Source organism: Rhodococcus sp. Q (assembly GCF_005503035.1).
Classification (GTDB): Bacteria; Actinomycetota; Actinomycetes; order Mycobacteriales; family Mycobacteriaceae; genus Rhodococcus_G.
In genome coordinates this window covers 1-17,685 of sequence record NZ_SCOY01000039.1, presented here as the reverse complement: position 1 = coordinate 17,685, position 17,685 = coordinate 1, and the positions used below count along the sequence as shown (strand labels likewise).

The following is a 17,685-nucleotide window of genomic DNA, read 5'->3' as shown; positions in this document are numbered from 1 at the left end:
CGGTGCCGTTCAGGCCTTCAGCGCACCAACGGCGTCGATGCGCTTGACGGCGTCCGCGACGATGCGGTCGATCAGTTCCTGGCAGCTGGGCAGGTCGTCGATCATGCCGACCACCTGACCCGACGCCAGCACGCCCGCCTCGGTGTTGCCCTCGACCAGGCCGGCCTTGAGCAGCATCGGGGTGTTGGCGGCCATGATGATCTGCTGCCACGTCCGGTCGCCCGACTTCTTCATCGCCAGGCCGTCCTTGGCGAGCGTCGACCACTTCATGCCCGTCATCGACTTGAACTTCATCGCGTTCTTGGCCGCGGCGACGAGTCCCTTTGCATAGCTGGACTTCTCGAGGGCGTTCACCAGGTCCGTGTTGAGGACGCGGTGCGGCATGCCGTCGACCTTCACCGACACGGTGGTGTCGGTCAGGCCGCGCTGGAGGTACTGCTGCTTGACCGAGTCCGGCACCGCCGAATCACTGGTCAGGAGGAAGCGGGTACCCATCGCGACACCCGCGGCGCCGTACGACAGCGCCGCGGCGAGGCCGCGGCCGTCGAAGAAGCCGCCGCCCGCGATGACCGGGATGTCGACGGCGTCGAGCACCGACGGCAGCAGCAGCGTCGTCGCGACACCGCCCGTGTGGCCGCCGCCCTCGCCGCCCTGCACGACCACCGCGTCGGCGCCCCAGGAGGCAACCTTGACGGCGTGCTTGGCGGCACCGATCGACGGGACCACGATGATGCCGTTGTCCTTGAGCTTGGCGATCAGGTCCTTCTTGGGCGCAAGCGCGAAGGACGCGACCTTGACACCCTCGCGGATCAGCAGGTCGCACCGCTGGCCGGCGTCCGACGCGTCGGCACGCATGTTGACGCCGAACGGCTTGTCGGTGAGCTGCTTGGTCTTCTTGACCGCGACCTCGAGCTCCTCGTACGTCATCGTCGCCGAGGCGAGGATGCCGAGACCACCCGCGTTGCAGGTGGCCGCGGTCAGGCGAGGGCCGGACACCCAGCCCATGCCGGTCTGCACGATCGGGTGATCGATGCCGACCAGTTCGGTCAGCGGAGTGCGGAGCAGGCCGGTCACGCCGAGACCTCGCGGTCGCGGAAGTTCTTCGGGTCGAGCACCTCGCGGATGATGCGCAGCTCTTCCGCGGTGGGTTCACGGGTGACGCCGGCCTCGGCGAGCCCGGCGACCTCGAAGGAGGTGTTCTCGGCGACCTCGTCGGCGGTGACGCCGGGGTGCAGGGTGACGGCCCGGAAGGTGCGGCCGGGACCCTGGAAGTCGAACACGCCCAGGTTGGTGATCACCTGGTAGTTGTTCAGGAAGCGGAACGCCGGGTTCTCCGGGTCCACCTTGTCGTAGCCGACGCCGCACACCACGTCGACCTGATCGGCGAAGGTGCGCTTGTTGTGCTTGCCGACCCAGTAGCTGGTGGCGTGGTTGATCGAGTTTCCGGGGGCGCCGCGCAGGCCGAACATCTGGCGGGTCGGCTTGTCCAGCGGGCCGAACGCGGCGAGGTTCTGGTTGCCGAACTTGTCGATCTGGTTGGCACCCATCACCACGTGGCGACGACCCGACGCGACCACGTCGAAGACCTTCGAGAACGGGATGTAGCCCTCGATCGGTGCGGTACCACCGACCGCCGGCGCCTCGGCGAAGATCAGGGCCTCACCGTCGGTGATGATCAGGTCCGGCTCGGAGGTGAGCTTCGCCAGCCGGGCGCCGATGAGCGACATCGTCGACATGGGCGAGGCGAAGATCTCGCCGGCATCGGCGAACAGGTCGGCGCACGCGATGGCGCAGTACTCGGCGCGGGTTACCTCGGTCATGCGTTCTGCTCCTCTGCGAACTTGCGCACGGCGGCCTGGTAGTCGTCCTCGCTGCCGGACAGGTAGGTGTCGGCGAAGACCTGCCATGCCTCGGGGGTCTTGGCGGACTCGGCGTAGTGGCGCTGGAACTTCTCGTCGCGCTTGTACCCGCCGGCGAAGGTGAAGTGCGCGCCGTTCGGGGCCTCGGTGACGGTGTCGACCATCGCGCGGTTCAGGATCAGGGCCTGATTCGGGACGGACTTGACGAGTTCCTCGGTGGAGACAATCTTGTCGACGCTGAGGATGCGCTGCTCGGCCGCGAGGCAGAACAGGTCGTCGAAGTACGGGTCGACGCCGGTGTAGGCGGCGTTGCCGCGCTCGTCGGCCAGGTCCAGGTGGACCAGGGCGGCGTCGAGCTTCAGTGCAGGCATGGCGATCAGGGTTTCGGTGCGGCCGTCGGCATCCGGGTACGGGGACGCGACCGTCTTGAGCTCGTCGCCCCAGACGGTCTGCGCATCCGAGCCGAGGCCGGCGCGGATCGGCATGAACGGCAGGCGCGCGGCGGCGGCCTGCAGGCCGGCCTTGACCATGCCCTCGTCCATCTCGCGGGACTCGATGGTCCCGGCGACGCGGGCCTGGGCGAACCACGGGTCGTAGAAGGGCGCCGAGTCCAGGGACACGAAGCCGTAGTAGGCGCGCTTGACCTTGCCGGCGGAGATCAGCAGACCGAGGTCCGGGCCCAGGTAGCCGACGACGGTCAGGTCCTTGACGTCACTGCGCAGCAGCGCGCGCACGAGGGCCATCGGCTTGCGCCGCGAGCCCCAGCCGCCGATGCCGATGGTCATCCCGCTCTGGATGCCGGCGACGGCCTCGTCCAGTGAGCGGCGCTTGTCGCGCTTCTCGGCCATTAGTTGCCCTCTCCCTTGGGTGCGGTGGTGTTCGACTTCGGCTTGCCGGTGGCGACGAACTCGTCCCGGTGCTCGTCGGCGACGCCGGCCAGGTTCAGCTCGAAGGTGAAGCCCTGCTCGATCCGGTAGCTGGTGTGCACGTCCATCACGTCGATGCGGTTGATGGCTTCCTTGGCCCGGCGGATGACCCGGGTGTCCTTGGCGGCGATCTCACCGGCGATCTTCAGTGCGCAGGCGTCGAGTTCCTCGCGGGGGACGACGTCGTAGACGGACCCGAAGTGCTTGAGGGTCTGGGCGTCGACGTTCTTGGCCGTGTAGTACAGCGTGCGCATCATGTGCTGGGGGACCAGGCGGGCGAGGTGCGTGGCCGCGCCGAGCGCACCGCGGTCCACCTCGGGCAGGCCGAAGATCGCGTCGTCGGAGGCGACGATGACGTCCGCGTTGCCGACCAGGCCGATGCCGCCGCCGACGCAGAACCCGTTGACCGCCACCACGACCGGAACCTCGCAGTCATAGACGGCGGAGAACGCGGCCGCACAGCCGCGGTTGGCGTCGATCAGGGCGCCGTGACCCTCGGTGGCCTGCATTTCCTTGATGTCGACGCCGGCATTGAAGCCGCGTCCCTCGGCTCGCAGGATCACCACATGGGTGCTCATGTCCTTGCCGGCTTCGCGGATCGCGTCTGCCAGTTCGAACCATCCCTTCGAAGGGATGGCGTTCACGGGCGGGTAGTCGACGGTGACCGTGGTGATGCCGGCACCGTCGGAAGTGGAGGTGATTCCCATCGTGTTTCCTTAGGTAGGTCGCCAAACCAAGCGATTGCTTGGTAAGTTAGCACACCTGCGGGTCGAGCCGGAGTCCGTTGCGCGCTGCGACGGAGGGAACCCTCGACCCGCAGAACAACTCGAACCCGTCCCGGGTGGGCAACGCGAACCCCGTCCCGTGGGGCAACTCGAACCCCGTCTCGGGGCGTACAGCGGAGGTATGTGGTGGATCTGGGTCTGGACGGCAGCGTCGTGCTCGTCACCGGCGGCGTGCGAGGGGTGGGCGCAGGCATCAGCCGCGCCTTCCTGCGGGCAGGCGCGACGGTGGTGACGTGCGCCCGGCGTCCCGCCGACGAGGCGATCGAGGTCGACGGCCGGACCGTCGACTTCGTCGAATGCGACGTCCGTGACCCGGAACAGGTGCAGGCGATGATCGAGGGGATCGTCGAGAGGCACGGCCGCCTCGACGCCCTGGTCAACAACGCGGGCGGATCCCCGTCTGCCCTCGCCGCCGACGCGAGCCCGCGGTTCCACGCGAAGATCGTCGAACTGAACCTGCTCTCACCGCTCCTCGTCGCGCAGGCCGCGAACGCGGTGATGCAGAAGCAGGACACCGGCGGCGCCATCGTCAACATCTCGAGCGTCAGCGGGTCGCGGCCGTCGCCCGGCACCGCCGCCTACGGCGCGGCGAAGGCGGGTGTCGACAGCCTCTCGCAGTCACTCGCGGTCGAGTGGGCACCGAAGGTCCGGATCAACTCGGTCGTCGTCGGCATGGTGGAGACCGAGCAGTCGCACCTGTTCTACGGCGACGATGCGGGCATCGCCGCCGTCGGCGAGACCGTCCCGCTGGGCAGGCTCGCCCGTCCCGACGACATCGGGAACTGTGCAGCATTCCTGGCATCACCGCTGGCGTCCTACGTCAGCGGCTCGACCCTGACCGTCCACGGTGGCGGCGAACGTCCCGCCTTCCTGGCGGCGGCAAACACCGATTCGAACAAGTGAGTGGAGTAGAAGTGAGCGGACTGGTAGACGGTCGCGTCGTCATCGTGACGGGCGCGGGCCGCGGCATCGGACGGGCGCACGCACTGGCGTTCGCGGCGGAAGGCGCGAAGGTCGTCGTCAACGACATCGGTGTCGGCAGCGATGGCACCGCAACGGGTGACAGCCCCGGCGAGCAGGTCGTCGCCGAGATCATCGCCGCGGGCGGCACCGCGGTCGTCAACGGTGACGACGTCGCGGACTGGGAAGGCGCGCAGAACCTGATCAAGACCGCCATCGACAACTTCGGTGGGCTCGACGTCCTCGTCAACAACGCCGGCTTCCTGCGCGACCGGATGCTGGTCGGGATGAGCGAGGAGGAGTGGGACGCGGTGATCCGCGTGCATCTCAAGGGACACTTCGCGCCGCTCCGTCACGCCGCCGCCTACTGGCGCGCGGAGTCGAAGGCCGGCCGGCCCGTCGACGCCCGGATCATCAACACCAGCTCCGGCGCCGGACTGATGGGTTCCATCGGTCAGGGCAACTACGCCGCCGCGAAGGCCGGTATCGCGGAGATGACCATTCAGGCCGCAGCGGAGCTGAAGAACTACGGCGTCTCGGTGACCGCGATCGCTCCCGCTGCGCGCACCCGGATGACCGTCGGCGCAGGCGGAGCGATGGCCGAGGCGATGGCGGCTCCGGAGGAGGGCTTCGACGCGATGGCGCCGGAGAACATCTCCCCGCTCGTCGTCTGGCTCGGTTCGACCGAGTCGAAGGACGTCACCGGTCGCGTGTTCGAGGTCGAGGGCGGCCAGATCACGGTCGCCGAGGGCTGGCGGCACGGCCCCACCCAGGACAAGGGTGAGCGCTGGGATCCCAAGGAGATCGGTCCCGTCGTGGCCGACCTGCTGGCCAAGGCCGAGGTCCCGACCCCCGTCTACGGGGCGTAGGCAGCTGCGTCCCCCGCAAGCGGGAGGTGCCCCCAGCCTGTGCGCGAGTTCGGTAGCCGGTGCTCCCGAACTCGCGCACAGGCGCTAGGCGCCCGAGGGGCTCCGGACGACGACGATCGTGCCGGGGAAGTATGCGGCGAGCTCACTGCGCGACTGCTTGAGTGCGGCGGTGCCGTACCCGTGCTTGCGGGCACTCGGATCCACCCAGACCGCGATGTCCACTTCCTGGCCGGTCAGTTCGCCGAAGACCAGGCCGACGCTCTGCGGGCTGTCACCACTGAGGTCCTCGCACACGAACCAGGCGGCCGACTCGTCGTCGACGCGGCGCAGCCCCTCGGCCCGCTCGGATTCCACCCGATCCGCCGACCACGGCTGTCCGTCGTCGCCGATCTGCTCGGCGGACCGGCGACGGAACAGTTCGACGTCCTCGTCGCTGGAGCTGAACGGGCGAAGGTGGACGCCGACGCCGGTCGCGGCGGGACGCTGCTCGGGCAGCCATTTCAAGGTCGCGTCGAGGTTCTGCACCTCGTCGGCGAGCCGGTCCCGCTCCAGCCGGGTGAGCCGGCCGAGCTGCAGCGCGAGCACCATTTCGGCGTTGGCCTCGGTACTGCCGAGCAGACCACTCACGGCCCGGACCGCGCCCGCGTGGTCGTCGCTGTCAACGATCGCGTCCAGGACCTCGTGCCTCATCTCGAGCGCCTTGAGCAGCGCCTTCGCGAGTTCGCGGCGGTCCAGGATCTGATCTTGGGGTCCGGCAGTCATGTCGAATCTCGCTCTCCGTCGTGTGGTCGGCAGGGGAGCGCACGCGACCGGTGGGCCGACGGGCGATCCTTCTCGCATTGTCGGCCACCGGCGGCGGAATTTCTACGAACGCGGACTACGAGCAGACGACGACGGGGATCTTCCGGTCGGTCCAGGACTGGTAGTCGTCGAACTCGGGGTACATCGCGACCAGCTTCGGCCACAGCTCGCTCCGCTCGGCGTCGTCGGCGACGTTCGCGGTGAGAGTGCGTACCCGGGAGCGGATCTGAACGGTCACGGTCGGGTTGGCCTTGAGGTTCAGGTACCACAGCGGGTTCTTCGGCTGTCCGCCCTGCGACGCGACGAGGATGACGCGGTCGCCGTCTTCGAGGAACAGCAGCGGACTGACACGAGGCTCACCCGACTTGCGGCCGATGGTGGTGAGGAGGCAGATCGGCAGCCCGTTCTTCGCGGCACTGCCGACCCGCCACTTTCCTCCGATTCGCCCACCGGTGAGCCGGTACGCAACCACGTTGGACTTCGACATCCACTTGATGATCGTGCGGGTGAACTGCGTGTCCAGCATCGGTGGGCGTTCCATCGTGGTGTCAGAGCCTTTCGATGATGGTGCCGGTGGCGAGCGCGCCGCCCGCGCACATCGAGATCAGCGCGGTGGAGCCGTCACGGCGCTCGAGCTCGTGCAGGGCCGTGGTGATCAGGCGCGAGCCGGTGCTTCCGACCGGATGGCCGAGCGCGAGAGCGCCGCCGTTGACGTTGACCTTGTCCATGTCGGGGCCGTGCACCTGCGCCCACGACAGCGCGACGGACGCGAATGCCTCGTTGACCTCGAACAGGTCCAGGTCGCCGATCTTCATGCCTGCCTTCTCGAGAACCTTCGCGGTGGCCTGGACGGGTCCGTCGAGGTGGAACTCGGGCTCGGCGCCGACGAGGACCTGCGAGACGATGCGCGCACGCGGCTTGAGGCCGAGTGCGAGAGCGCGGTCGGAGTCCATCAGCAGCACAGCGGCGGCGCCGTCGGAGATCTGCGACGAGGTGCCTGCGGTGTGGATGCCGCCCTCGATGACGGGCTTGAGCTTGGCGAGGGACTCCGCGGTGGTGTCGCGCAGACCCTGGTCGCGGGAGACGATGTGCTTCTCGTCGGTGGGGAGCTTGTCCTCGCCGATGATGGGCGCCGTCACGGGCAGCACCTCGCGATCGAAGCGGCCCTCCTCCCAGGCCTGCTTGGCCAGTGCCTGCGAGCGGACGCCGAGCGCCTCGATGTCCTCGCGGGTGATGCCGCGACGCTTGGCGATGCGCTCGGCCGCCTCGAACTGCGCGGGCATGTCGATGTCCCACGAAGCCGGGCGCCGCGGACCGGCCTCGGTGCCGACGTTCGCGCCGAGCGGGACCTGGCTCATCTGCTCGACGCCACACGCGACGCCCATGTCGATGGCACCGGTCGCGATGAGGCCCGCGATGAGGTGGTTGGCCTGCTGCGCGGAGCCGCACTGGCAGTCGATCGTGGTCGCGCCGACCTGCCAGGGCAGACCCGCCGCCAGCCAGGCGGTGCGGGTGACGTTGTTGGACTGTGCGCCGGCCTGGGTGACGCAGCCGCCGATGACCTGCTCGACGAGGGTGGGGTCGACTCCGGCGCGTTCGAGCAGGCCGACCTGGACGGCGCCGAGGGTTTCTGCCGCGTGCAGGCCGGACAGCCATCCGCCGCGCTTGCCGATCGGGGTCCGGACGGCTTCGACGATTACTGGTGTACCCATGAGCGCAACAACCTCTCCACTGTCAGAAATTAGAACTTGTTCTTACCACTATATGGTCGGGAATACACCTAGAGAGCAACTATTTTCGTGTTCCTGTCACGGTGAAACTAGAACAGGTGTCGTCGAGTATGGAGGATGGGGGTGTGATCCATCCGCCCGGCTGCGCGCAGTCAGACTAACAAGTTGCTAAGATTCGCAACTAGCAGATGGTGGTGTGGGAAGATCACTGCCGAGACACGTGAGAGTTCAGCAGCAGGACAAGCCGCAAGACGGGCGACCGATCCCCGTCGCCCTGGGATCGGACGAAAGGAGGACGTCATGGTGAATTCGCGTCAACCGCTGTATCGGATGAAGGCGGACTTCTTCAAGACGTTGGGGCACCCCGCCCGTATCCGGGTCCTGGAGTTGCTGAGCGAGCGTGAGCACACCGTCTCGGAGATGCTGCCCGAGGTCGGGATCGAGCCTGCGAACCTGTCGCAGCAGCTGTCGATCCTGCGCCGCGCGGGGCTGGTCACCGCGACACGGGAGGGGCTGTCCGTGTCGTATGCGTTGACCTCCCCGCGCGTTGCCGACCTGCTGAAAGTCGCCCGGGAGATCCTGGGCGGCGTCGTCGCGGGTCAGGCTGAGCTCCTCGAGGGCCCGCCGGAACCGGCAGGGGTGGTGGGCGGCTCGACCCGCTGACAGCGCGCCGACCGGCCGGAATCAGGCACGGCCATTGATTGCGAATTTTCTTAAATGCTTATCTTGCGAGAACGGATGGATTGGGTGGCCGGTACGGACGACGAACACCAGCCGGACGGGCCCATCGGCGGCGTGGAGCCGCGGATCCCGGGAATCGCCGCTGCCGTGGTGACGGTCGGCCATGCCGCCAGCGGACGAATCGGCGCCCGTCCACCTCGGTCACCGTGGACGGCGATGGAGTCCTACACATCGCTGATTCGTCGACACACACCGCTGCGAGCACTGCGGCTGCCGATGACCACCGGCGACCCCGCGGCGGTCGCAGCTCGGATCGGCGCCCTCGCGCCCCGGGTGGCGGTGGCGTTCGTCACCGGCCTGAATGCCGAGGACTCCTCCCGGATCAAGGGTGAGGTGGCAGCGCGCGGCGGACCACTGGTACTCACCGAACTCGACACCGTCACCGCAGCCCTCGCCGCGACCACGATCTCGACGCTGCGCCGACGCGGCATCGCACCCCGTTCGGGTCGTGTCGTGGTCACCCGCCCCGAGGCCGCGCCTCTGCTCGGCGCGACTCTGGTCAGGTGCGGGATCGGTCAGGTCACGAACTGGCGCACCGGAGACGCGCAGGCGTTCCCGCTGCGGCGACTGATGGAAGGACACGATGCGCTGATCGACCTCGCCGGCGCGGCCGTCGACACCGACGCGCCCGGTCGCACCGTGCGCCCTCCGGCCGACCCGCACGAGCTGGGTCGGCTGGTCCTGCCGGGGCTGATCGGCGCGCTGTGCGGGCACGACGCCACCGGTGTGAGCGCGGAGGTACTCGCCGCGGCCGCACGGGCGCTGGCCCTGACCACCCCGCCGGGGCAGGTGCTGCCTGGACCGGACGACGGTCTCGTCCCCCGCGCGATCGCCCGTGAGGTCGGACGCGTCCTCGCCTCGCCCGCCGACCGCAACCGGCATTCGTAGCGATGCCCACCCACACCGCATTCGACCGATTCCGTGAGGAGAACACCGTGACCACACCCGCCGACATCGGGGCCGCCCCGACCGCGCACGAGGAGATCGTGTCCTGGGTCGCCGAGGTCGCCGAGCACACCGGACCCGACACCGTGGTGTGGTGCGACGGATCCCCCGGCGAGTGGGACCGCCTGACCACGCAGCTGGTCGACAAAGGCACCCTGGTGCGCCTCGAGCGCAAGCCGAACTCGTTCTGGTGCGCCTCCGACCCCGAGGACGTCGCACGGGTCGAGGACCGCACCTACATCTGCTCGACGCGGCAGGCCGACGCCGGTCCGACGAACAACTGGATGGATCCCGTCGACATGAAGACGGTGATGACCGAGCACTACCGCGGCGCGATGGCCGGCCGCGCCATGTATGTGATCGCGTTCTGCATGGGTCCGCTCGATGCGGCCGAGCCGAAGTTCGGCGTCCAGATCACGGACTCCGCCTACGTCGCCGTCTCGATGCAGATCATGACCCGCTCCGGGACCTCAGTGTGGGACAAGCTCACCGGGGGAACCGAATTCGTCAAGTGCCTGCACTCGGTCGGTGCCCCGCTCGCCCCCGGGCAGGCCGACACCGCATGGCCGTGTGATCACACCAAGTACATTTCCCACTTCCCCGAGGAGCGGATGATCTGGAGCTACGGCTCCGGCTACGGTGGCAACGCGCTGCTCGGCAAGAAGTGCTACTCGCTGCGTATCGCGTCGCAGATGGCCAAGGACGAGGGCTGGCTGGCCGAGCACATGCTCATCCTCAAGCTCACCTCCCCCGAGCAGAAGGTGCACTACATCGCCGCGGCGTTCCCGTCCTCGTGCGGCAAGACGAACCTGGCGATGCTCGAGCCCACGCTCGACGGGTGGACCGCGGAAACGATCGGTGACGACATCGCCTGGATGCGGTTCGGTGAGGACGGGCGACTGTACGCGGTGAATCCGGAGGCCGGGTTCTTCGGTGTCGCCCCCGGCACCGGCGCCCACGCGAACCCACACGCGATGGCCACCATCGAGCAGGGCAACTCGATCTTCACCAACGTCGCCCTGACCGACGACGGTGACGTCTGGTGGGAAGGCATGACCGACACGGCGCCGTCCCGTCTGACGGACTGGCGGCGGCGGGACTGGACCCCGAACTCCGGTGAACCGGCGGCGCACCCGAACTCGCGCTACTGCACCCCGATCGCGCAATGCCCCACCGTCGCCCCCGAGTGGAACGACCCCGCCGGGGTGCCGATCTCGGCGATCTTCTTCGGCGGCCGCCGCGCCACCACCGTCCCCCTGGTCACCGAATCACTGAGCTGGCAGCACGGGGTGTTCCTCGCCTCGACCCTGTCCTCGGAGACCACCGCGGCCGCGACCGGGGAGGTCGGTGTCGTGCGCCGCGACCCGATGGCGATGCTGCCGTTCCTGGGCTATCACGTTGGTGACTACCTCGCGCACTGGCTCGACATGGGCACTCGGAGCGACCCCGCACTGCTGCCGAAGATCTTCTACGTCAACTGGTTCCGCCGCGACGACGACGGCTCCTTCCTCTGGCCCGGGTTCGGGGAGAACTCCCGAATCCTCGATTGGGCGCTGGCGCGAATCGAGGGCCGGGCCGGCGCCCGGGAAACCCCGATCGGAAGCGTCCCGACCACCGCGGACCTCGACCTGACCGGGCTGAAGTTCGATCCCACCAAGATCGACGCCGCCCTGACGGTCACCCCGGTCGAGTGGATCGCCGAGACCCGGCTGATCGACGAGTGGTACGCCACCATCGGAGGCAACACCCTGCCCGACGTCCTGCGCGAGGAACTGGCGGCACTCAAACTGCGACTGGCCGGCAACGGCTTTCCCGGCGAACCGGTCCCGGTGCGCGACGAGAACTTCCGCCAGGTCCGCCGCCGTCGGAACTGACCCGCCCGATCTCGGGGACCGGAAAGCCCCGCCCGAGACCAGGCGCGCGAGCGTATCGCGCCGACAGACCCGCGCTCCGCGCCTGACAGGCCCGGCCCGAGCACCCCTTGTCCGCTCGGGCCGGGCCACCCACCACCCACACCGTCAGGATCACCGCGCATGTCCGAACCTCGTCCCACTCCGCACGGCCGTGGCCGCATCGCCGGCGCCGCCCGGGCCATCGCCGACCTGCTGCCGCGCTTCAGCGAGTGGGCGCCCGCCGTGCGCGCCCCGGGCGCGGACCTGCTCGCCGGGCTCATCGTCGCCCTCGTCGCGTTGCCACTCGCGCTGGGGTTCGGGATCACCTCCGGCCTCGGCGCCGCCGCGGGCCTCGCCACGGCCGTCATCGCCGGCGCCACCGCGGCGGTGTTCGGCGGGTCCCGATTCCAGGTGACCGGACCGACCGGCGCCATGACCGTCGTCCTGGTCCCGATCGTCGCCCAGTACGGGCCGACCGGGGTCCTTGCCGTCGGGCTGATCGCCGGCGTCATTCTCGTCGGTCTGGCATTCGCCGGGGTCGGCCGGGCCGTGCGGTACATGCCTGCCCCGGTGATCGAGGGATTCACCGCAGGCATCGCGGTCGTCATCGCCCTGCAGCAGGTCCCCGCCGCCCTGGGGGTCTCCGGAGTCGAGGGAGAGAAGGTGTGGCAGAGCGCATTCGACGCCGCCTGCCGCTACGCCGAGAACCCCACACTCCTCGATCCGGTCACCGCGCTCGTCGTCGCGGTGGTGATCCTCGTCGGCGGCCGCTACCTGCCGAAGATCCCGTTCTCCCTGGTCGCGGTCGCGGCCGCCACCCTCGCCGCGCAGCTGCTGCACCTCGACCTCGCCCGGATCGGGTCCCTCCCGTCCGGGTTGACCGCCCCCGGCCTCGATTTCCTGCACCTCGATGATGTGCCGTCGCTGATCGCGCCCGCGCTGGCGGTCGCGGCGCTCGGAGCCCTGGAGTCGCTGCTGTCGGCTACCGCGGCCGACTCGATGTCGGTCGGCACCCGCCACAACCCCGACCGGGAACTGTTCGGCCAGGGCCTGGCGAATATCGCCGCCCCCCTGTTCGGTGGTGTGCCGGCAACCGGTGCGATCGCCCGCACCGCGGTCAACGTCCGCTCCGGTGCCCGCACCCGCCTGGCCGCCCTCACCCATGCCGGCATCCTCGCCGCGATCGTCTACCTCGCTGCCGGGCTCGTCGCCGACATCCCCCTGGCCGCGCTCGCTGGGGTGCTCCTGGCCACCACCGTGCGGATGGTCGAAACCGCCTCGATTCTCGCGATCACCCGCGCCACCCGCGCCGACACCATCGTCCTGATCGCCACATTTCTGGTCACCGTGATCTTCGACCTGGTCACCGCGGTCGCAGTCGGGGTCGGGTTCGCCGCGATCCTCGCTCTGAGGGCGGTCGCCCGCTCCGCCCGCCTCGAGCAGGTGCCGCTCGACGAGACCGGCGATCACAGCGCCGAGGAACACGAACTGCTACGCGAGCACATTGTCGCCTACCGGATCGACGGCGCCGTCTTCTTCGCCGCCGCCCACCGGTTCCTCCTCGAACTCGCCGAGGTCTCCGACGTCAAGGTCGTGATCCTGCGGATGTCGCGGATCACCACCCTCGACGCCACCGGAGCCCTCGTCCTCAAGGATGTCATCACCCGACTCGAGCACCGTCACATCACGGTCCTGATCTCCGGCGCCAGACCCGAACACCTGCGGCCGCTGGCCGCGCTCGGCGTGTTCACCACCAAGGACAGCGATCAACGCCACGTGTGCGCCACCACCCCCGACGCGATCGACCTCGCCCGCGCACTCGTCCTCTCCGACACCCGCTCCCCGACAACGACCGAGGATCACGAATGAACGACAACACCCCGACCAGCACTCAGGCGGGGCACGCCCCCACCATGGGGCAGCGCCTGGGCTACATCCTGGGCAGGACCCAGCCCGAGGACCTGCATCCGTGGGTCGTCAACGATGTCACCGGACCGGGCGCGACCCGTCGCTACGCCACCCGCTGCCTCATCCCACTCGTCCCGATCCTCGCGGGCCTGATGTTCATCCCCGGACCCTGGATCATCCGCATCAGCATGGTGCTGCTGCTGTTCCTGCCGTTCGTGTACTTCTTGTTCGCGCTCAAGAGCATCTACCTGCGCCATCGGCTCGTCAGTCACGGCCTCGACCCCGAACTGCTCAACACACACAAGAAGCAGCGACTCGCACAGGAGCGTGACTCCTACGAATCCCGCTACCGCCGAACGCAGTGAGCGCCGGCTCGGAACGGTGAGTCGCGTGCGACAGAGCGGTTGACGGTGCTCGTCTGCGGTCCATGTGCGTGTCCTCGGTGCTTCGGCGTGCAGAGCAACGTGACGCCCTTCAGCGTTCGACCGGGCACCGGCCGTTGAAGTCGACCTCGAACTCCTTGATGCCGTTCAGCCAACCGGATCGAAGCCGCTTGGGGTCGCCCAGCTTCGTGATGTCGGGCATGTGGTCGGCGATTGCGTTGAAGATCAGATCGATCTCGAGGCGCGCGAGGTTGGCTCCGATGCAGAAATGTGCACCGGTACCGCCGAAACCCAAGTGTGGGTTCGGGTTCCGCATGATGTCGAAGGTCCTGGGATCGTCGAAGACATCCTCGTCGAAGTTTGCCGATGCGTAGAACATCGCGACCCGGTCACCCTTCTTGATCTGCTGGCCACCGAGCGTGGTGTCGGTCAGCGCGGTCCGCTGGAAGGCCGTGACGGGGGTGGCCCAACGGACGATCTCGTCGGCGGCGGTGCGGGGACGCTCCCGCTTGTACAGCTCCCACTGCTCCGGATTCTCGAGGAACGCGATCATCCCGTGGGTGATGGCGTTCCGGGTCGTCTCGTTCCCCGCGACGGCGAGCATGAGGACGAAGAACCCGAACTCCTCGGGGCTGAGTTCGTCGCCATCGACGTCGGCCTGCAGCAACTGGGTGACGATGTCGTCGGCCGGGCACCTCTTCCGTTCCTCCGCCATCCGGTATGCGTAGCCGAGCAGCTCCATCGTCGCGGTCTCGTGGTCGCCCTCGGACGTGCTGTCCTCGTACCCGGTCATCCGGTTGGACCAGTCGAAGACCTTGCCCCGGTCCTCCTGGGGGATACCGATGAGCTCCGCGATCGCCTGCAGTGGCAGCTCACTGGCTACGCGGGTGACGAAGTCGCCCGCGCCGGCCGCCGCGGCCGCGGTGACGATCTTCTCCGCGCGCTCGGACAGCGTGTCCTCGAGCATGCCAACCGCGCGGGGTGTGAAGCCACGCGCGATGATCTTGCGCAGCTTGGTGTGCTCCGGCGCGTCCTTGAAAAGCAGGATGTGACGCAGCGACTCGACGGCCTCACGGGGGATGTCGTCGTTGAACCGGACGATCGCGGTGTTCTCCCACGCGGAGTACACGTCACCGTCTCGGGAGACCTCCTTGACGTCCTCGTGTCGAGTGACGACCCAGTAGCCGTCGTCATGAAAACCACCCGTGGTCGGCGGTTGCGGGCACCACCAGACCCGCGCCGTCCTGCGCAATTCTGCGAACTCCGCGTGCGGCACATGCGTGGCGTAGATGTCCGGATCGGTGGGGTCGAAGCCGTCGGCGATACGTGGTGTGGACACTGTGAGCTCCTCATCTTCGGGCTGTGGGCAGTCAGCCTGACAGAGGAGGAGGTGTCGCAGATTGGCCTAATTTGCCAGTTCGCCGTGGCCCTTTTGTTCGGTGGGCACATCTGCGATCGCGCTGGCTCCGAAGGTGTCGAAGCAGTCGAGCGCCAGCTCGAGGTGTAGTGCGCGGTGGATGATTCGCCGGCCGAGGCGCTTCTCGATCTGCTGCACGCGGTATCGCACCGTGTTCTTGTGGACGTCGAGCTGGCGAGCGGCGGCCTCGAAGTTTCCGGGGTGCGACAGTACTGCGCGCAGGGTGTTGCGGAGCCGCGCGGAGGTCTCGTCGTCGCCGAGGAGACCCTGCAGTTCACGCTTGACGAACGTGTTCATGGCGTCGGGACGAGACGCGAGCATAGAGACGAGCTCGACGTCTCGATAGGTGGTGACGGGGAGGCACTGTTGTCCGCGCGAGGCGACCCTTTGCGCTTCCAGGGCCTCGCGGTGAGTTCTCCGGAACCCGTCGATGCCCATTCCCGGCCGGCCCACCGCGACCCGTACCCCCGGAGGTACAAGTGCGGAATCGATCGCGGGGTCGTCGTCGTTCCCGGTCACCATCCAGACCCACAGCCCCCGTGCACCGGATGGGACACAGAGGATCTCTGTCGCCGAGGCGGACCTCGCGAGCCGCTGGGCAAGTGGCTCGAAGATCCGTGAGTCGATGGAAATGGCGTGCTCGGTAGTCCACAACACCAGCGAGGTATTGACGCGGTGGACCGGGTAACTGAGCTGTACCGATGCGTCTTCGGTGCTGTTCTGACTGCCATCCAGGATTTCGCGGACCGTGTTCATCCGCATCGAGAACGCTCCGCTGAGTATCCGCTCCCGTTCTTGAGAGTAGGTGGCGGCGAGTTCCTCGAGCATCGAGTTCATGACCTCGCTCGTCTGCTCCCACATCATGACGACGAGCTGAACCTTGATCTCCGCGGACGTGTCCGCGTTGTTGACGAACTCCGTGACAAACCGCCACACGGCGCGGTGACCCGCGTGGTACAGATTGGAGAGAACCCGCAGCTCAAGTCCCCGCCGAGCAATCGTCAGGGCCAGTGAGTGCGCTTCTTTGGCTACCGGAGCCCGACCACAGTGGAGCGGTGCCGGACTTCGTCACAGCAAGGATGGCGCGGAACTGGCTCCGAACAGCCAGCTGCAGATCCCTCTGAACATCTGCATCGGTGGACAGTTCGGGGACGTTGGCTCCCATGGATTTCGCAACATCGTCGATGAACGTTTCGAGGTCGGCCTGGGACAGGCTTTCGGCGATATAGCCTCGCATCCACTCTTCGGCCCGTGCTGCATTCATTGATTCGACGCCCCCTCGGACAACGAGAGCCGCTGCGACTCCTGATCCGGCCACCATCATAGGTAGGGGTTGAGCCGTCATGCACTCCCGATCGGGAAGCATCGAGAGGTGTTCATCCATGGCGGAGCGTGGTGTGCTGCATGCCAATTGGATAGGTTGACTTGGTGATCACACTTGACGGACGCTCCTGGTCACACCATTCCGGAGGGGCCGCGTGCCGAGGCGGCTGGATCGCGATCCTGCGCGCTGATGGAACGGTCTCAGGTAGCGGTACTCGTGTAGACGGAGATACGCATTTCGTCGTCCGGTAGGTGCAGGGACTCGAAGTCGTAGGCGACAGCACCGAGGTCGGGGTGGTCGAACTCCTTCCGGGTGTGACGGCGTGGCCCGACCGTGTGGCTCGTCCAGAGGTCGCGGAACGTCGGGTCGGCCGATTCGAGTTCGGTGACAAGGTCGAGCAGGTGGGGATCGGTGGGGCAATGCGCATTCATCGTCCGCACCTGGGCGACGCTGGCGCGTGCCGTTGCGTCCCAGTCGATGTAGGCCAGCCAATGGTCGTAGCCGCTCATCGACGGACCCAGGTCGAACTACATTCTCAAACCCTGTAATTCGTAGAGACCGTTGCCTCGATGCCTGTCGACACCGTGACGTCTCACTGATGGGATACCCGTAAGGTCTGCTCGACTGGAAGATTGGGAGCGGCTGTGGCTGACGATGTTCGTCACGACGACGTTCCGGACGTCGACTGGTTCTGGGACGTCGTAGAGAAGTCCTCGCGGAGCCGCGATCGCCTTCGTGAAATTCTTGGACGACTACCCAAGGGCGCCGTCTACAAGTTCCAAGACCTGTTCTTGGACTTCGCCGCCGAACTACAGGACGAGCCGTATCGATCCTATCTCGGGCCCGATGAGTCTGAGGATGGCCTGGAAGATGCCGCGCAGTGGGTCGTCAGCCAGGGACGCGTGACGTACGAAGCGGTCCTTGCAGAACCGAGCCGGATGCCATCACACATCGATGGCGATGACTCAGCCAACCTTGGCGGGCTCGCTTACGAGGTCTATTTCGACCGGTTCGGGGAGCCCCTGGACCTGCTCTAGGTGTACCCGGCCATCAGGTTGGTGTCAGGCGGCTGACCGGCGGGAGCCCTCCGAGTGCGCTGTGGCGTCGTCGAGTGTTGTAGTACTCGACCCAGGGCGCAAGTGCTT

20 protein-coding genes and 1 pseudogene are annotated in these 17,685 nt (G+C 67.7%); 8 read left to right on the top strand and 13 right to left on the bottom strand.

The features are described from left to right. Positions 1 to 9 precede the first annotated feature (9 nt). Genes FFS72_RS23435 through echA20 form a run of 4 tightly spaced genes read right to left on the bottom strand, consistent with a single transcriptional unit; the run spans position 10 to position 3,492 of the window. Positions 10 to 1,074 (bottom strand): NAD(P)H-dependent flavin oxidoreductase, encoded by a 1,065-nt coding sequence (locus tag FFS72_RS23435; RefSeq protein ID WP_137876197.1) that lies wholly within the window; start codon positions 1,072 to 1,074, stop codon positions 10 to 12. Beyond that, positions 1,071 to 1,820: a CoA-transferase subunit beta gene (locus tag FFS72_RS23430; protein ID WP_137876196.1), complete on the bottom strand. Its 750-nt coding sequence runs from the start codon at positions 1,818 to 1,820 to the stop codon at positions 1,071 to 1,073. Before FFS72_RS23430 ends, FFS72_RS23435 begins: the two co-directional genes overlap by 4 nt. Beyond that, positions 1,817 to 2,707 (bottom strand): CoA transferase subunit A, encoded by an 891-nt coding sequence (locus tag FFS72_RS23425; protein ID WP_137876195.1) that lies wholly within the window; start codon positions 2,705 to 2,707, stop codon positions 1,817 to 1,819. The genes FFS72_RS23430 and FFS72_RS23425 overlap by 4 nt, the downstream gene beginning before the upstream one ends. After that, on the bottom strand, positions 2,707 to 3,492 hold the full coding sequence (echA20, locus tag FFS72_RS23420; protein WP_137876194.1) for a (7aS)-7a-methyl-1,5-dioxo-2,3,5,6,7,7a-hexahydro-1H-indene-carboxyl-CoA hydrolase: 786 nt from the start codon (positions 3,490 to 3,492) through the stop codon (positions 2,707 to 2,709). The genes FFS72_RS23425 and echA20 overlap by 1 nt, the downstream gene beginning before the upstream one ends. Positions 3,493 to 3,696: 204 nt before the next feature. On the opposite strand from echA20, the gene FFS72_RS23415 reads away from it, so the two are divergent. Together FFS72_RS23415 and FFS72_RS23410 are read left to right on the top strand one after the other, a co-directional pair. After that, positions 3,697 to 4,473, top strand: coding sequence for an SDR family oxidoreductase (locus FFS72_RS23415; RefSeq protein WP_050063666.1), 777 nt, complete (start codon positions 3,697 to 3,699; stop codon positions 4,471 to 4,473). A gap of 11 nt (positions 4,474 to 4,484) precedes the next feature. After that, complete coding sequence (locus FFS72_RS23410; RefSeq protein WP_137876193.1) at positions 4,485 to 5,399, top strand: SDR family oxidoreductase; 915 nt, start codon at positions 4,485 to 4,487, stop codon at positions 5,397 to 5,399. An 84-nt stretch (positions 5,400 to 5,483) separates the two neighbouring features. Here FFS72_RS23410 and FFS72_RS23405 read toward each other — a convergent pair whose 3' ends face one another. From FFS72_RS23405 to FFS72_RS23395, 3 genes are all read right to left on the bottom strand, one after another. Beyond that, complete coding sequence (locus FFS72_RS23405; RefSeq protein WP_137876192.1) at positions 5,484 to 6,161, bottom strand: GNAT family N-acetyltransferase; 678 nt, start codon at positions 6,159 to 6,161, stop codon at positions 5,484 to 5,486. A 115-nt stretch (positions 6,162 to 6,276) separates the two neighbouring features. Next, positions 6,277 to 6,741 (bottom strand): nitroreductase family deazaflavin-dependent oxidoreductase, encoded by a 465-nt coding sequence (locus FFS72_RS23400; RefSeq protein WP_137876191.1) that lies wholly within the window; start codon positions 6,739 to 6,741, stop codon positions 6,277 to 6,279. A gap of 7 nt (positions 6,742 to 6,748) precedes the next feature. Then, positions 6,749 to 7,912 (bottom strand): steroid 3-ketoacyl-CoA thiolase, encoded by a 1,164-nt coding sequence (locus FFS72_RS23395; protein ID WP_137876190.1) that lies wholly within the window; start codon positions 7,910 to 7,912, stop codon positions 6,749 to 6,751. A gap of 318 nt (positions 7,913 to 8,230) precedes the next feature. Between FFS72_RS23395 and FFS72_RS23390 the strand changes: the two genes are divergently transcribed. From FFS72_RS23390 to FFS72_RS23370, 5 genes are all read left to right on the top strand, one after another. Further along, entirely contained in the window at positions 8,231 to 8,593 is a 363-nt protein-coding gene (locus FFS72_RS23390; RefSeq protein ID WP_137876189.1) for an ArsR/SmtB family transcription factor, read from the top strand. 84 nt (positions 8,594 to 8,677) lie between these two features. Beyond that, entirely contained in the window at positions 8,678 to 9,559 is an 882-nt protein-coding gene (locus FFS72_RS23385) for a hypothetical protein (protein WP_249353485.1), read from the top strand. Positions 9,560 to 9,561: 2 nt separating this feature from the next. Beyond that, positions 9,562 to 11,490 (top strand): phosphoenolpyruvate carboxykinase (GTP), encoded by a 1,929-nt coding sequence (locus FFS72_RS23380; protein WP_137876187.1) that lies wholly within the window; start codon positions 9,562 to 9,564, stop codon positions 11,488 to 11,490. 159 nt (positions 11,491 to 11,649) lie between these two features. Further along, the gene (locus FFS72_RS23375; RefSeq protein ID WP_137876186.1) at positions 11,650 to 13,377 is read left to right on the top strand and encodes a SulP family inorganic anion transporter; all 1,728 of its coding nucleotides are present in this window, start codon (positions 11,650 to 11,652) and stop codon (positions 13,375 to 13,377) included. Next, complete coding sequence (locus tag FFS72_RS23370; protein WP_137876185.1) at positions 13,374 to 13,781, top strand: DUF5313 family protein; 408 nt, start codon at positions 13,374 to 13,376, stop codon at positions 13,779 to 13,781. The genes FFS72_RS23375 and FFS72_RS23370 overlap by 4 nt, the downstream gene beginning before the upstream one ends. Positions 13,782 to 13,890: 109 nt before the next feature. On the opposite strand, the gene FFS72_RS23365 is transcribed toward FFS72_RS23370, so the two are convergent. The 5 genes and pseudogenes from FFS72_RS23365 to FFS72_RS23355 form a co-directional block, all read right to left on the bottom strand. Further along, complete coding sequence (locus FFS72_RS23365; protein ID WP_137876184.1) at positions 13,891 to 15,138, bottom strand: cytochrome P450; 1,248 nt, start codon at positions 15,136 to 15,138, stop codon at positions 13,891 to 13,893. Between the two features lie 66 nt (positions 15,139 to 15,204). Continuing rightward, positions 15,205 to 16,044 carry a PucR family transcriptional regulator gene (locus FFS72_RS23360; RefSeq protein WP_249353483.1) on the bottom strand — a complete coding sequence of 280 codons (840 nt, stop codon included), beginning with the start codon at positions 16,042 to 16,044 and terminating at the stop codon, positions 15,205 to 15,207. 6 nt (positions 16,045 to 16,050) lie between these two features. Further along, positions 16,051 to 16,215 (bottom strand): annotated as a pseudogene (locus FFS72_RS27160) (PucR family transcriptional regulator); the annotation flags it as partial. Next, complete coding sequence (locus FFS72_RS26860) at positions 16,196 to 16,480, bottom strand: hypothetical protein (RefSeq protein ID WP_249353482.1); 285 nt, start codon at positions 16,478 to 16,480, stop codon at positions 16,196 to 16,198. The pseudogene FFS72_RS27160 and the gene FFS72_RS26860, both read right to left, overlap by 20 nt. Positions 16,481 to 16,740: 260 nt before the next feature. Next, on the bottom strand, positions 16,741 to 17,049 hold the full coding sequence (locus FFS72_RS23355) for an MmyB family transcriptional regulator (protein WP_137876183.1): 309 nt from the start codon (positions 17,047 to 17,049) through the stop codon (positions 16,741 to 16,743). 135 nt (positions 17,050 to 17,184) lie between these two features. Between FFS72_RS23355 and FFS72_RS23350 the strand changes: the two genes are divergently transcribed. Further along, entirely contained in the window at positions 17,185 to 17,577 is a 393-nt protein-coding gene (locus FFS72_RS23350; RefSeq protein WP_171018801.1) for a DUF4240 domain-containing protein, read from the top strand. A 13-nt stretch (positions 17,578 to 17,590) separates the two neighbouring features. On the opposite strand, the gene FFS72_RS23345 is transcribed toward FFS72_RS23350, so the two are convergent. Continuing rightward, a partial coding sequence (locus tag FFS72_RS23345; RefSeq protein WP_137876181.1) for an integrase core domain-containing protein occupies positions 17,591 to 17,685 on the bottom strand: 95 nt, incomplete at its 5' end.